Here is a 12,142-nt window from a genome sequence, read left to right as displayed (position 1 = left end):
TTCCTGCAATTTCCAAACCTCAATTTGGAACAAAATCCCTCGCTGACCGCTCTTGCAATTTAATCAGAGGTTCCTTAGGAAACGCCGGAGCGCAGCAAGCTGCGCCCCGGCGTTTTTTGCGTATTGTTGACTTAGAAAATGCCCTGCTCCATCATGGCATTGGCGACCTTCTGGAAGCCCGCGATGTTCGCACCGGCGACCAGGTTGTAGCCCAGGCCATACTCCTCAGCGGCCTCAGCGGAGACCTTGTGGATGTTGACCATCATCTTATGGAGCTGTGCATCGACCTCTTCCGCCGTCCAGACGAGACGCTCGGAGTTCTGGCTCATTTCCAGAGCAGAGACGCCGACGCCGCCTGCGTTGACAGCCTTGGACGGAGCAACGACCATGTTCTTCTGGCTCATCAGATAGTACAGGGCGTCGTTCGTCGTGGGCATGTTGGCGACTTCGATGTAATACTTCACGCCGTTGGCGACGATCTTCTGGGCAGACTCCATGTTGACGTCGTTCTGCATGGCAGACGGCATGATCACATCGGCCTTGACGCCCCACGGCTTCTCGCCGGGGAAGAACGGGACACCGAACTTGTCGGCATAGTCCTGCACGCGGTTGCGGCCGGAGGCGCGCATCTCGAGCAGGTAGTTGACCTTCTCCTCGCTGGAGGAGACGCCTTCTTCATCATAGATGTAGCCGTCAGGACCGGACAGAGTAACGACCTTCGCGCCCAGATGCAGGGCCTTCTTGCAGATGCCCCACGTCACGTTGCCGAAGCCGGCGCAGGCGATGGTCTTGCCCTGGATCTCTTCGCCCTCGTGCTTGAGGACTTCCTGCAGATAATACATGGCGCCGTAGCCGGTCGCCTCCGGACGGGTCAGGCTGCCGCCGTAGCTGAAGCCCTTGCCGGTGAGGACACCGTTCTCGAACGTGCCCTTCAGGCGGCGATACTGGCCGAACAGGTAGCCGATCTCGCGGCCGCCAACGCCCATATCACCGGCGGGAACGTCGATGTCCGGCCCGATGTAGCGGTACAGAGCCGTCATGAAGCTCTGGCAGAAGCGCATGATCTCCGCGTCGGACTTGCCGGCCGGGTCAAAGTCAGAACCGCCCTTGCCGCCGCCGATGGGCAGGCCGGTCAGGGAGTTCTTGAAGATCTGCTCAAAGCCGAGGAACTTGATGATGCCGGGATAAACGTTCTTCTGGAAGCGCAGGCCGCCCTTGTACGGACCGATCGCGCCGTTGAACTGGCAGCGATAGCCGATGTTGGTGTGATATGCGCCATTGTCGTCCATCCAGACCACGCGGAAGGTGAACATACGCTCCGGCTCGACGATGCGGCCCAGCAGGTCAGCCTTCTCATACTCGGGATGCTTATCGATCACAGGGGAAAGCGAGGAGAGCACTTCCTCAACGGTCTGAACAAATTCGGGCTCATTGCCGTGCTTCTGGCGAACAGATTCGATGACGCGCTCAACATAGGCATTCATGTGCATTCATACTCCCTTAAATATTTTAATTTAGCGGGCTTCCTGCCCGGGGGTCACATACTTTCGATGATGGAGACGATCTCCTGGCCGATGCGCTTCTGCGCTTCCTTCGTGGCAGCGCCGATGTGCGGCGTGCAGGAGACGTTCGGATGGTTCAGCAGGGCCTCGTTCTTCGCAGGCTCCTCCGCATAGACATCCAGGCCCGCGCCGCGGATCTTACCGGAATTCAGGCCTTCCAGCAGAGCTTCCTCGTCGACATTGTTGCCGCGGGACGTGTTGACAAAGATGACGCCGTCCTTCATCTTGGCGATGTTCTCGCGGTTGATGAGGGGCTTGCCGTCGATGGCGGGCGTGTGCAGCGAGATGAAGTCGGACTGCGCCAGCAGTTCGTCCATCGTGACATAGTGCATGGTCTCGCACTCGATACCCTCCACATGGAAGATATCATAGGCAACGACATTCATGCCGAGGCCCTGCGCCATGCGGCCCAGCGCCTGACCGATGCGGCCGTAGCCGATGACGCCAAGGGTCTTGCCGCCCAGCTCGACGCCCTTGCCATAGGCCTTCTTCTCCCACTTGCCCTCGCGCATGGTGTGACCGGCGATGGACACAAAGCGTGCACAGGAGAGCATATGGGCCAGCGCCAGCTCCGCAACGGAGTTGGAGGAGGCACGCGGGGTATTCTTCACGGCGATGCCGTTTGCCTCGGCATAGGCCACGTCGATGTTGTCGACGCCGACGCCGCCGCGGATGATGAGCTTCAGGCGGGAGCCCTTCGCAGCATCGATGTGATTGGCGCGCACCTTGGTGGCAGAGCGGACGACCACGACGTCAAAGTCGCGGATGGCCTCGCCCAGCTCCTCGGGCGCGTAGAACTGCTCGACCACTTCGTGGCCCTTCGCGCGCAGGGTCTCCAGCGCGGTCTTATCCATTCCATCAGTAACGAGAATACGCATGGCAGGTTCTCCTTTCAAAGCGGCCGATCAGTGCTCGGCTTCAAATTTCTTCAGGCATTCCACGAGGGCCTCCACGCCTTCCTTCGGCATGGCGTTGTAGGTTGAGGCACGCAGGCCGCCGACGGACTTATGGCCCTTGAGGTTCTCAAATCCGGCTGCCTTGGTGTAGGCAACGACCTCAGCATCGAGGTCCTTATCGCCGGTGACGAACGGGATGTTCATCAGGCTGCGGAACTCAGGATCGACAGCGCCGCGGAACATCTTTGAGGAATCCAGGAAGTCATACATGACCTTTGCCTTCTCCTCATTGATGCGCTGCATGGCAGTCAGGCCGCCGAGGCTCTTGAGGTACTTGAAGACCTTGCCGCAGACATAGATGGCCCAGCAGTTCGGCGTGTTATACATGGAGCCCGCGTCCGCATGGGTCTTGTACATCATGTAGATTGGCGTCTTGGGATCGAGGTCCTCGCGGATCAGATCCTCGCGGATGATGGCGATGACCATACCGGCAGGGCCGACGTTTTTCTGCACACCGGCATAGATCATGCCGTAATCCGAGACGTTGCACGGCTTGGACAGGAACATGGAGGACTGGTCGGAGACCAGGGGCTTGCCCTTCGTGTCCGGCAGCTTCTGCCACGTCGTGCCGTGGATAGTCTCGTTCTCGCAGATATAGACATAATCCGTATCCTCTTCGACCGGCAGATCGGAGCAGTCGGGAATGTAAGCATAGTTGCGGTCCTTGGAGGAAGCGGCGACATTGACCTCGCCGTATTTCTTCGCCTCGGCAATGGCCTTCTTGGACCATGCGCCGGTTTCGATATAGATCGCCTTGCCATTCTTCATCAGATTCATCGGGATCATGGCAAACTGCAGCGTTGCGCCGCCCTGAATGAAGAGAACCTTATAGTTATCGGGGATCCCCATCAGATCACGCAGATCCTGCTCAGCCTCGTCGATGATGGTCTGGAAAACCTTCGAACGGTGCGACATCTCCATAACGCCCATACCGGCGCCGCGGTAGTTCAGCAGCTCGTCGCGGATCTCTTCCAACACCGGAACAGGCATGGTCGCGGGACCGGCGGAGAAATTATAAGTACGGTTGTACATCGTGGTACCTCCTGTCATTGCTCGGGCGTGCCCGGCTGTCCTAAGTATACGCCATGGAATGAAAATAATCAACCATAATTATCAAAAATTTATGTTCGGAATACCAATTTTTTTCAGGTTTTCACCAAAATCAGCAGTTTATACAATGTGTCTTGTGAAAAACTGTGCACAACGACGTAGCGTTAATCGCCGAAACGCGGACATAGAAAAACCGCTGCAGGATGTCTTGCATTCTGCAGCGGTAGACCGGTATTCTCTTACACCAGCTCGATGATGGCCATCTCGGCAGCGTCACCGCGGCGAACGCCGATGCGGGTCACTCTCGTGTAGCCGCCATTGCGGTCGGCATACTTGGGAGCGAGTTCCTTGAAGACCTTGTGCGCGACATCTTCCTTCGTGATGAAGGCCAGAGCCTGACGGTAGGCGGCGAGGTCGCCCTTCTTACCAAGGGTGATCATCTTCTCCGCGACCGGCTGGACTTCCTTCGCACGGCAGAAGGTCGTCTCGAGCTTGCCGTTCTCCAGCAGATCGGTGGTCAGCTGGCGGAGCATCGCCTTGCGCTGATCGCTCGTTCTGCCGAGCTTACGGGTTCCAAACATTCGTATTTCCTCCTTTTAAAAGGTAAAGACAGCGGATCGGTCGGGCCGATTCCTTAGCTATTTGTGGTAGGCGTTTCCTCCGTCGCGAGCGACAGGCCCATCATGGCCAGCTTGTTCTGCACCTCGTCGAGCGACTTCTTGCCCATGTTGCGGACCTTCATCATCTCTTCCGGCGTTCTGGAGATCAGATCGCGGACGGTGTTGATGTTGGCACGCTTCAGGCAGTTGAAGCTGCGGACGGACAGGTCAAGCTCTTCGATGGTGAGCTTCAGAGCGGTCGGCTCGGTGGAAACATCCTTTTCACGAACGATCGACTGGCTGGCGACCGTCTCGGAGAGATCGGTGAACAGGGCCAGATGCTCCGTCAGGATCTTGGCGGCGATGGACACGGCGTCCTTGGCCGTCGTAGTGGAATCCGTCCAGACCTCCAGCGTCAGCTTGTCGAAATCGGTCATGTTGCCAACACGCGTATTCTCGACCGTATAATTGACCTTATACACCGGGGAATACAGCGAGTCGACAGGGATCACACCAATGGGCGTCTGCGGCGTCTTGTTCCGGTCAGCCGGAACATAGCCGCGGCCGCGGCTCATGGTGATCTCCATGTTCAGCATGGCATCGGGTCCGAGCGAGCAGATGTGCAGGTCCTTATTCAGGATCTCCACATCGTCGTCGGTCTTGATGTCGCCGGCCGTGACTTCGCACTCGCCGGAGGCATCAATATAAACCGTCTTCACGCCGTCACAGTTCATCTTAAAGATGATACGCTTGATGTTCAGGACGATCTCAGTGACATCCTCCTTCACACCGGGGATTGTGGAAAACTCATGCTGGACGCCCGCGATCTTGATGGAGGTCGCAGCGGTACCAGGCAGAGAGGAAAGCAGAATCCTTCTCAGTGAGTTGCCCAGAGTCGTACCGTAGCCCCGCTCGAGCGGTTCCACGATAAAAATGCCATGGGCGGGATCTTCCGGAGAGTCGATGCACTCAATACGCGGCTTGTCAATTTCTACCATATAACAGATACCCTCCTTATGAATCTGCAAAACACAGGTTTTGCGGCGTAATCCAGCTTACCAATAAACGAGGGTGCAGCGTTACTTGGAGTACAGCTCGACGATGAGATGCTCGGCGATTTCGAAGTCGATATCATCTCTGGCCGGAAGCGCAAGGACCTTGCCGGTCAGCGTGTTCTTGTCGCGGTCAAGCCACTTCGGAGCGGCGACGAAAGCGTCGTCTTCCTTCAGCTTCTTGAAGCGGTTGTTGGAGCAGCTCTTCTCGCTGACAGCGATGACGTCGCCCGTCTTCACAAGATAGGACGGGATGTTGACGCGCTTGCCGTTAACGGTGTAGTGGCCATGGTTCACGAGCTGACGGGCCTCACGGCGGGTCGCGGCAAAGCCAAGGCGATAAATCACGTTATCGAGGCGGCGCTCGATAAGGCTCAGAAGGACCTCACCGGTGTTGCCCTCAGCGCGGGCAGCCTTCTCATAATACATCCGGAACTGCTTCTCCAGGATGCCGTAAACAAACTTGACCTTCTGCTTCTCGGTGAGCTGCAGAGCATATTCGGACTTCTTAGCTCTTCTCTGACCGCCGGGATTCTTATTGGAAGTCTTGGAATAACCCATGACGGCAGGAGAAACGCCAAGCGTTCTGCAACGCTTCAGAACGGGCTGAGTATTTTTCGCCATTCTATGATTTCCTCCTTAACGAATTAGACGCGACGTCTCTTGGGCGGACGGCAGCCATTGTGGGGAATGGGGGTGACGTCCTTGATCATGACAACTTCCAGACCCGCGGACTGCAGTGCGCGGATGGCAGCCTCACGACCTTGGCCCGGGCCCTTGACGTAGACCTCAACGGTCTTCAGGCCATGCTCCATGGCTGCCTTGGCGGCAGTCTCGGCGCACATCTGTGCGGCATAGGGCGTGGACTTACGGGAGCCACGGAAGCCGAGTCCGCCGGAGGAGGCCCAGGAAAGGGCGTTGCCCTGCAGATCGGTGATGGTCACCATGGTGTTGTTGAAGGAGGAACGAATATGAACGGCGCCCTTCTCAACATTTTTGCGCTCGCGGCGGCGCTTGACAACTTTCTTTGCAGTAGCCTTAGCCATTATTCAGTTCCCTCCTTACTTCTTCTTATTCGCAATGGTCTTCTTCGGGCCCTTGCGGGTGCGCGCGTTGGTCTTGGTGCGCTGACCTCTGACCGGCAGGCCTCTTCTGTGGCGCATGCCGCGGTAGCAGCCAATTTCCGTCAGGCGCTTGATGTTCAGAGCAACTTCACGGCGGAGGTCGCCCTCGATGGTGTAGTTCTTATCGATGACATCACGCAGCGCAGCCTCCTGATCCTCGGTGAGATCCTTCACACGGGTGTCAGGGTTCACATTGGCCAGCTTCAGAATGTCGTTCGCGCTTTTTCTGCCAATACCGAAAATATAAGTCAGAGCGATCTCGACTCTCTTTTCGCGGGGCAGGTCAATACCAGCAATACGTGCCATATACTCTCGAGCACCTCCTATTAACCTTGTCTCTGCTTATGCTTGGGATTTTCGCAAATTACCATGACGCGACCCTTGCGCTTGATAATCTTACATTTTTCGCACATGGGCTTCACGGACGGTCTAACCTTCATACTGTTTAACCTCCATATGAGAACAATGTCTCTTGTTTACTTGCTTCTCCAGGTGATCCGACCCTGAGTCAGATCATACGGAGACATCTGAACAGTTACCTTGTCACCGGGCAAGATCTTGATATAGTTCATTCTGAGCTTGCCGGAAATGTGTGCCAGAATCGTATGCCCGCCGCCAATATTGACTTTGAACATTGCATTCGGCAGTGCATCAGTCACGATGCCCTCAAGTTCGATTACGTCGTCTTTTGCCAAGTTTCTGAACCCTCCTTGGTTGAAACGTTGAATTCCCGGCCGAGTACGGCCAGTTCCCTTCGTAATTCGCTGTTGAGCAGTTTGTCGCCTGCGATGAGCTTCGCTGCGACGGTCGAATCTGGCCGAAGGACTTTGCGGACATGTTTGGCCTTCTTCCGCTTGGGGTTTTCCAGCTTCCTCTCCTTCCCGTTGACCAGAGAAACGTACACACCGTCTGTGTCAACCACAAAGAACAGCATTCCCTGATCACGACCGGCAAGGGAGAGCACCACATCCGATTTGGATAGTTCCATGCTTAGAGTCCCTCGGCGACGGTGAGAATTTCCGGCTCGCCGTCGGTAATGAGCACAGTATTTTCGTAGTGGGCCGACAGGCTTCCGTCGGCGGTGACGGTCGTCCAGCCGTCCTTCAGCACCCGCACCTCAAAGGTACCGGCGTTGATCATCGGCTCGATGGCGATCACCATACCGCGGATCAGTCTGGGGCCTCTGCCGGGCTTGCCATAGTTCGGGACCTCAGGCTCCTCGTGCAGATGCTCACCGACACCGTGGCCGACGAAGTCGCGGACGACTCCGCAGCCGAACGATTCGGCATAGGTCTGCACGGCATGCCCGATATCCGAGATCCGGCATCCCTGGCGCGCGAATTTCACGCCCTCGAAAAAGCTCTGCTTCGTGACATCAATAAGCCTCTGCGCTTCGGGAGAGATCTTCCCGCAGGCATAGGTTGCGGCGCAGTCCCCATGGAATCCCTGCCATTTGGCTCCGACATCGACGGAGACAATGTCACCCTCCTGCAGCACGCGGCCGTCCGGAATGCCGTGAATGACGGTATTGTTCACGGAAATACAGACGCTCGCGGGGTAGCCGGAGTAGTGCAAGAAGGACGGTGTTGCACCTTGTGACACGATGAAATCGTGGACAGCTTTGTCGATCGCTTTTGTGGTCACGCCGGGTCTTACCATTTCCCCTGCCAGAGCACGGGCTGCCGCGGTAATTTTACAGGCCCTGCGCATCACTGCGATCTCACGTTCATTTTTAATAGGGATCATTTTGATACACCCAATGCCGCCAGAATATCACGAGTAGCATCCTCGATGGGCTGATTTCCCTCGATAAGCCGGAGCTTGCCGAGCTTTTCATAGAAGCCCTTGAGCGCCTCGGTCTCCTTGTGGTAAACGGCCAGACGGCTGCGCACCGTTTCCGGCACGTCATCCGGCCGCGTGACCAGCTCGGAGCCGCACGCATTACAGATGCCCTCAATTTTGGGCGGATTCGCCGTGACATGGTAGCTGGAGCCGCAGCTGCCGCAGACGCGGCGGCCGGTCATCCGCTGCTCGATCACAGCGTCGTCAATTTCAATGGAGATCACACAGTCGATCTCAATGCCGGCATTCACAAGGGCCTCGGCCTGCGGGATCGTGCGGGGCATACCGTCGAGGATATACCCGTTTGCACAATCCGGCTCGGCCAGGCGGTCCCGGACGATGCCGATGATGACCTCGTCCGGAACCAGATTGCCCTGGTCCATGAATGCCTTCGCTTTGAGACCGGTCTCCGTGCGATTCCGGATTGCTTCTCGGAGGATGTTCCCGGTGGAAATAGTCGGGATCCCGAGCCGCTTCGACAGGATCTCTGCCTGCGTGCCCTTCCCCGCGCCGGGAGCCCCCAGCAGGATCAGTCTCATGTCCAGCCTCCTGTTATTTCTCAAGGAAGCCGGAGTAGTTGCGCATCAGCATCTGCGCCTCGATGGCTGCGACGGTCTCCAGAGCAACGCTGACCACGATGATGATGGACGTGCCGCCAAAGGAGAATCTCGTGTTGCTCATGATCGTGCCGAGAAGAACCGGCAGGACCGCGATGATGCCGAGATAGATCGCGCCGAAGAGGGTAACCTTGTTGATGACCTTGCGGATGAAGTCAGCGGTCGGACGGCCCGGACGGAAGCCGGGAATGAAGCCGCCGTTCTTCTTCAGGTTGTTGGCCACCTCAACAGGGTTGTACTGAATGGTCGCATAGAAGTAGCTGAAGCCCACGATCAGGATCAGATAGATGACCGTATAGATCACACTGGTGCTCGTGAACATATGCTTGTAAGCCCAGTTGCTCGTCCAGCCGCCGAATGCGCAGATCGTGGCGGGCAGGCTCGCGATGGACTGTGCGAAGATGATAGGCATAACGCCGGACATGTTGACCTTGATGGGCAGGTGCGTGTTCTGGCCACCATAGACCTTACGGCCGACAACGCGCTTGGCGTACTGGACCGGGATGCGGCGCTCAGCCTGGGAAACGAAAACGATGAAGACAATGATCGCAAGCATGGCGACGATCAGCAGCAGCGCCCAGTACCAGAAGCCGCCGAAGTTGGACTTCAGGTTGTTGAAGATCGGCGTGATGATGCCGGACGGGATGCGCGCGATGATGTTGGCAAACAGGATCATGGAGATGCCGTTGCCGATGCCGTGCTCGGAGATCTGATCACCCAGCCACATGACCAGCGTGGAGCCGGCCGTGAAGGTCAGGATGATGACGAGAGCAGTCAGGAAGCCAGTGCTCGTAAGGAGCATGTTGCTGTACTGGCTGTTGTAGTTGCTGAGCATGATATAATAGGCAAAGCCCATCAGGACGCCCAGGCCAACCGTCGTGTAGCGCGTGATCTTCGTAAGCTTCTTCTTACCCTCTTCGCCGCCCTCTTTGCTCAGGCGCTCGAGAGCAGGAATGGCGATGGTAAGAAGCTGAATGATGATGGACGCGTTGATATACGGCTGGATCGACAGTGCGAAGATGGTGGCCTGCGAGAAGGCAGAGCCGGACATCATATCGAACAGGCCGAAGATGGTGTTGCTCAGCTGCTGGCTGAACATCAGGGACATCTGCTGCACGTTGACACCGGGAACGGGAATGACGTTGCCGATGCGATACAGAAGGATGATCACGAGCGTGAAGAGGAGCTTTCTGCGCAGCTCAGGGATCTTCCAGGCATTGCGGATGGTAGTAAGCACTTACACCACCTCAGCCTTTCCACCTGCCTCTTCGATTTTCGTTTTGGCAGATCCGGAAAACGCTGCTGCTTTCACAGTGAGCTTCTTAGTGAGATTGCCATTGGAGAGGACCTTCAGGCCGTACTTGCAGTCACGGATGATGCCCTTCTCCGTCAGGGCAGCGGCGTCGACCACTGCACCGTCCTCAAAGACGTTGAGCTGGCCGAGGTTCACGGCCGTCAGCGGCTTTGCAAAGATGTTATTGAAACCACGCTTCGGGATGCGTCTTGCCAGAGGCATCTGGCCGCCTTCGAAGCCGACACGGATCTTACCGCCGGAACGGGCCTTCTGACCCTTGTGACCGCGACCAGCCGTCTTGCCGTTGCCGGTGCCGGTGCCGCGACCCTTGCGCTTGCCAACCTGGGTAGAACCCGCGATGGGAGCAAGTTCATGTAACTCCATTCTTGTCTCCTCCTTATTCTACTTCGGTGACCTCGAGAAGATAGCCGATCTTGGCGATCTTGCCGCGGGTCTGTTCGTTATCGGGCTGGATGGTCTCCTGGCCGATCTTGCGCAGGCCGAGGGACTCAGCCGTCGCAATGTGCTTCTGGATACGACCGCTGATGCTCTTGACCAGCTTGATCTTTAACTGTGCCATGTCCGTATCCTCCTTAACCAACGATTTCTTCGACGCTCTTGCCGCGGATGCGAGCGACCTCTTCCGGTCCACGCAGGCTCAGCAGGCCCTGCATCGTTGCCTTGACAACGTTCTGCGGGTTGTTGGAGCGCAGGCACTTGGCGCGAATGTTGCTGATACCGGCAGCTTCCATAACAGCACGGACAGCGCCGCCGGCCAGAACGCCGGTACCGACAGGAGCCGGCTTCAGCAGGACCTTACCGGCGCCAAAGATGCCGATGACTTCGTGGGGGATCGTGGTCTCCGCGAGAACGACCTTCTGCAGGTTCTTCTTCGCGTTGGCAATGCCCTTCAGGATCGCCTCGGAAACCTCGGCTGCCTTGCCCAGGCCATAGCCCACGGTGCCCTTGCCGTCGCCGACGACGACGAGAGCGGAGAACTTCATAACGCGGCCGCCCTTGACCGTCTTGGAAACACGGTTCAGGTAGACGACGCGCTCAATCATCTCGGGAGCATTGTCCTTTTCGGACGCTCTGTTATAAGCCATTTCTCGTTCCTCCTCTTAGAATTTGAGGCCGCCCTCGCGCGCGCCTTCGGCGAGTGCCGCTACACGACCGTGGTAGACATAGCCGCCGCGGTCAAAAACGACTTCCTCGATCTCCTTGGCCTTCGCACGCTCGGCGAGGAGCAGGCCGACCTGCTTGGCAGCTTCGCAGTTGCCGGTCGCACCCTCAAACTCCTTCTCCACGGTAGAAGCGGAAACCAGAGTGGCTCCATTGACATCATCAATGATCTGCGCATAGATGTTGGCGTTGCTTCTGAAAACATTCAGGCGGGGTCTGCACGGTGTGCCGGAGATCTTGCCGCGAACGCGAACATGGCGCTTCAGGCGCATGGCCTTCTTATCGGTCTTCTTAATCATTTACGCACACCTCCTGTTATTTCTTACCGCCGGTCTTGCCTTCCTTATGGCGAAGAACCTCGGTCGTATACTTGATGCCCTTGCCCTTGTAAGGCTCAGGCGGTCTCTTGCCGCGGACCTCAGCAGCGAACTGGCCGACCTTCTGCTTGTCGATGCCGCTGATGACGATCTTGTTCTGGGCAGGAACGTCGATGGTGATGCCGTCGATCTCATCGACAACAACAGGATGGGAGTAGCCAAGGTTCATGATGAGCTGCTTGCCCTGCTTCTGTGCACGGTAGCCGACACCATTGACCTCAAGCTCCTTCGTGTAACCCTTCTCGACGCCGACGATCATGTTGTGCAGCAGCGTGCGGGTCAGGCCATGCAGGCTCTTGTGCTCGTGCTCCTCATCCGGGCGGGAGACGGTCAGAACAGCGCCCTCCTGCTTGATGATCATATCATGATGGAATTTGCTGGTCAGAGTACCCTTCGGGCCCTTGACGGTGACGAGATTGCCGTCCGCGATGGTCACTTCAACGCCTGCCGGTACAGTGATAGGCATTTTGCCGATTCTGGACATAAT

The 12,142-nt window shown here is 57.2% G+C and carries 19 protein-coding genes; all 19 read right to left on the bottom strand.

Annotation, left to right across the window (positions count from 1 at the left end):
- Positions 1–131 precede the first annotated feature (131 nt).
- Positions 132–1,484: an NADP-specific glutamate dehydrogenase gene (gene gdhA / locus WMO66_RS03140; RefSeq protein ID WP_349134955.1), complete on the bottom strand. Its 1,353-nt coding sequence runs from the start codon at positions 1,482–1,484 to the stop codon at positions 132–134.
- A gap of 53 nt (positions 1,485–1,537) precedes the next feature.
- The gene (locus tag WMO66_RS03135) at positions 1,538–2,440 is read right to left on the bottom strand and encodes a D-2-hydroxyacid dehydrogenase (RefSeq protein ID WP_349134954.1); all 903 of its coding nucleotides are present in this window, start codon (positions 2,438–2,440) and stop codon (positions 1,538–1,540) included.
- 27 nt (positions 2,441–2,467) lie between these two features.
- Positions 2,468–3,550, bottom strand: coding sequence for a 3-phosphoserine/phosphohydroxythreonine transaminase (gene serC, locus WMO66_RS03130; protein WP_349134953.1), 1,083 nt, complete (start codon positions 3,548–3,550; stop codon positions 2,468–2,470).
- Positions 3,551–3,807: 257 nt separating this feature from the next.
- Positions 3,808–4,149: a 50S ribosomal protein L17 gene (gene rplQ, locus WMO66_RS03125; protein ID WP_349134952.1), complete on the bottom strand. Its 342-nt coding sequence runs from the start codon at positions 4,147–4,149 to the stop codon at positions 3,808–3,810.
- A 53-nt stretch (positions 4,150–4,202) separates the two neighbouring features.
- Positions 4,203–5,165, bottom strand: a complete 963-nt coding sequence (locus WMO66_RS03120) for a DNA-directed RNA polymerase subunit alpha (protein WP_349134951.1) — start codon at positions 5,163–5,165, stop codon at positions 4,203–4,205.
- An 81-nt stretch (positions 5,166–5,246) separates the two neighbouring features.
- On the bottom strand, positions 5,247–5,843 hold the full coding sequence (rpsD, locus tag WMO66_RS03115; protein ID WP_349134950.1) for a 30S ribosomal protein S4: 597 nt from the start codon (positions 5,841–5,843) through the stop codon (positions 5,247–5,249).
- Between the two features lie 23 nt (positions 5,844–5,866).
- Positions 5,867–6,265 (bottom strand): 30S ribosomal protein S11, encoded by a 399-nt coding sequence (gene rpsK, locus WMO66_RS03110; RefSeq protein ID WP_349134949.1) that lies wholly within the window; start codon positions 6,263–6,265, stop codon positions 5,867–5,869.
- A 15-nt stretch (positions 6,266–6,280) separates the two neighbouring features.
- Positions 6,281–6,649, bottom strand: a complete 369-nt coding sequence (gene rpsM / locus WMO66_RS03105; protein WP_349134948.1) for a 30S ribosomal protein S13 — start codon at positions 6,647–6,649, stop codon at positions 6,281–6,283.
- 20 nt (positions 6,650–6,669) lie between these two features.
- Positions 6,670–6,783 carry a 50S ribosomal protein L36 gene (gene rpmJ, locus WMO66_RS03100; protein WP_021886689.1) on the bottom strand — a complete coding sequence of 38 codons (114 nt, stop codon included), beginning with the start codon at positions 6,781–6,783 and terminating at the stop codon, positions 6,670–6,672.
- A 36-nt stretch (positions 6,784–6,819) separates the two neighbouring features.
- On the bottom strand, positions 6,820–7,038 hold the full coding sequence (gene infA, locus WMO66_RS03095) for a translation initiation factor IF-1 (RefSeq protein ID WP_349134947.1): 219 nt from the start codon (positions 7,036–7,038) through the stop codon (positions 6,820–6,822).
- Positions 7,020–7,331 carry a KOW domain-containing RNA-binding protein gene (locus WMO66_RS03090; protein WP_349134946.1) on the bottom strand — a complete coding sequence of 104 codons (312 nt, stop codon included), beginning with the start codon at positions 7,329–7,331 and terminating at the stop codon, positions 7,020–7,022. Before WMO66_RS03090 ends, infA begins: the two co-directional genes overlap by 19 nt.
- Positions 7,332–7,333: 2 nt before the next feature.
- The gene (gene map / locus WMO66_RS03085; RefSeq protein WP_349134945.1) at positions 7,334–8,089 is read right to left on the bottom strand and encodes a type I methionyl aminopeptidase; all 756 of its coding nucleotides are present in this window, start codon (positions 8,087–8,089) and stop codon (positions 7,334–7,336) included.
- Positions 8,086–8,724, bottom strand: coding sequence for an adenylate kinase (locus WMO66_RS03080; protein WP_349134944.1), 639 nt, complete (start codon positions 8,722–8,724; stop codon positions 8,086–8,088). Before WMO66_RS03080 ends, map begins: the two co-directional genes overlap by 4 nt.
- 13 nt (positions 8,725–8,737) lie before the next feature.
- Positions 8,738–10,039, bottom strand: coding sequence for a preprotein translocase subunit SecY (secY, locus tag WMO66_RS03075; protein ID WP_349134943.1), 1,302 nt, complete (start codon positions 10,037–10,039; stop codon positions 8,738–8,740).
- Complete coding sequence (gene rplO / locus WMO66_RS03070; RefSeq protein WP_349134942.1) at positions 10,040–10,480, bottom strand: 50S ribosomal protein L15; 441 nt, start codon at positions 10,478–10,480, stop codon at positions 10,040–10,042. It abuts the gene before it with no gap.
- A 13-nt stretch (positions 10,481–10,493) separates the two neighbouring features.
- The gene (rpmD, locus tag WMO66_RS03065; protein WP_349134941.1) at positions 10,494–10,676 is read right to left on the bottom strand and encodes a 50S ribosomal protein L30; all 183 of its coding nucleotides are present in this window, start codon (positions 10,674–10,676) and stop codon (positions 10,494–10,496) included.
- Positions 10,677–10,689: 13 nt separating this feature from the next.
- Positions 10,690–11,202: a 30S ribosomal protein S5 gene (rpsE, locus tag WMO66_RS03060; RefSeq protein ID WP_349134940.1), complete on the bottom strand. Its 513-nt coding sequence runs from the start codon at positions 11,200–11,202 to the stop codon at positions 10,690–10,692.
- Positions 11,203–11,217: 15 nt separating this feature from the next.
- A complete protein-coding gene (gene rplR, locus WMO66_RS03055) occupies positions 11,218–11,577 on the bottom strand; it encodes a 50S ribosomal protein L18 (RefSeq protein WP_349134939.1) in 360 nt (119 codons plus the stop codon).
- 16 nt (positions 11,578–11,593) lie between these two features.
- Positions 11,594–12,139, bottom strand: coding sequence for a 50S ribosomal protein L6 (gene rplF / locus WMO66_RS03050; protein ID WP_349134938.1), 546 nt, complete (start codon positions 12,137–12,139; stop codon positions 11,594–11,596).
- Positions 12,140–12,142 lie beyond the last annotated feature (3 nt).

This window comes from Faecousia intestinalis (assembly GCF_040096185.1).
Classification (GTDB): domain Bacteria; phylum Bacillota; class Clostridia; order Oscillospirales; family Oscillospiraceae; genus JAZOXB01.
The sequence above is the reverse complement of the archived record's forward strand: the minus strand, read 5'-3'. Positions and strand labels throughout refer to the sequence as shown.

What these genes read in the sequence shown, in the direction of transcription:
- gdhA (WP_349134955.1), bottom strand. Translation starts at nt 1,484, where the DNA reads ATGAATGCCTATGTTGAGCGCGTCATCGAATCTGTTCGCCAGAAGCAC.
- WMO66_RS03135 (WP_349134954.1), bottom strand. Translation starts at nt 2,440, where the DNA reads ATGCGTATTCTCGTTACTGATGGAATGGATAAGACCGCGCTGGAGACC.
- serC (WP_349134953.1), bottom strand. Translation starts at nt 3,550, where the DNA reads ATGTACAACCGTACTTATAATTTCTCCGCCGGTCCCGCGACCATGCCT.
- rplQ (WP_349134952.1), bottom strand. Translation starts at nt 4,149, where the DNA reads ATGTTTGGAACCCGTAAGCTCGGCAGAACGAGCGATCAGCGCAAGGCG.
- WMO66_RS03120 (WP_349134951.1), bottom strand. Translation starts at nt 5,165, where the DNA reads ATGGTAGAAATTGACAAGCCGCGTATTGAGTGCATCGACTCTCCGGAA.
- rpsD (WP_349134950.1), bottom strand. Translation starts at nt 5,843, where the DNA reads ATGGCGAAAAATACTCAGCCCGTTCTGAAGCGTTGCAGAACGCTTGGC.
- rpsK (WP_349134949.1), bottom strand. Translation starts at nt 6,265, where the DNA reads ATGGCTAAGGCTACTGCAAAGAAAGTTGTCAAGCGCCGCCGCGAGCGC.
- rpsM (WP_349134948.1), bottom strand. Translation starts at nt 6,649, where the DNA reads ATGGCACGTATTGCTGGTATTGACCTGCCCCGCGAAAAGAGAGTCGAG.
- rpmJ (WP_021886689.1), bottom strand. Translation starts at nt 6,783, where the DNA reads ATGAAGGTTAGACCGTCCGTGAAGCCCATGTGCGAAAAATGTAAGATT.
- WMO66_RS03090 (WP_349134946.1), bottom strand. Translation starts at nt 7,331, where the DNA reads ATGGAACTATCCAAATCGGATGTGGTGCTCTCCCTTGCCGGTCGTGAT.
- map (WP_349134945.1), bottom strand. Translation starts at nt 8,089, where the DNA reads ATGATCCCTATTAAAAATGAACGTGAGATCGCAGTGATGCGCAGGGCC.
- WMO66_RS03080 (WP_349134944.1), bottom strand. Translation starts at nt 8,724, where the DNA reads ATGAGACTGATCCTGCTGGGGGCTCCCGGCGCGGGGAAGGGCACGCAG.
- rplO (WP_349134942.1), bottom strand. Translation starts at nt 10,480, where the DNA reads ATGGAGTTACATGAACTTGCTCCCATCGCGGGTTCTACCCAGGTTGGC.
- rpmD (WP_349134941.1), bottom strand. Translation starts at nt 10,676, where the DNA reads ATGGCACAGTTAAAGATCAAGCTGGTCAAGAGCATCAGCGGTCGTATC.
- rpsE (WP_349134940.1), bottom strand. Translation starts at nt 11,202, where the DNA reads ATGGCTTATAACAGAGCGTCCGAAAAGGACAATGCTCCCGAGATGATT.
- rplR (WP_349134939.1), bottom strand. Translation starts at nt 11,577, where the DNA reads ATGATTAAGAAGACCGATAAGAAGGCCATGCGCCTGAAGCGCCATGTT.
- rplF (WP_349134938.1), bottom strand. Translation starts at nt 12,139, where the DNA reads ATGTCCAGAATCGGCAAAATGCCTATCACTGTACCGGCAGGCGTTGAA.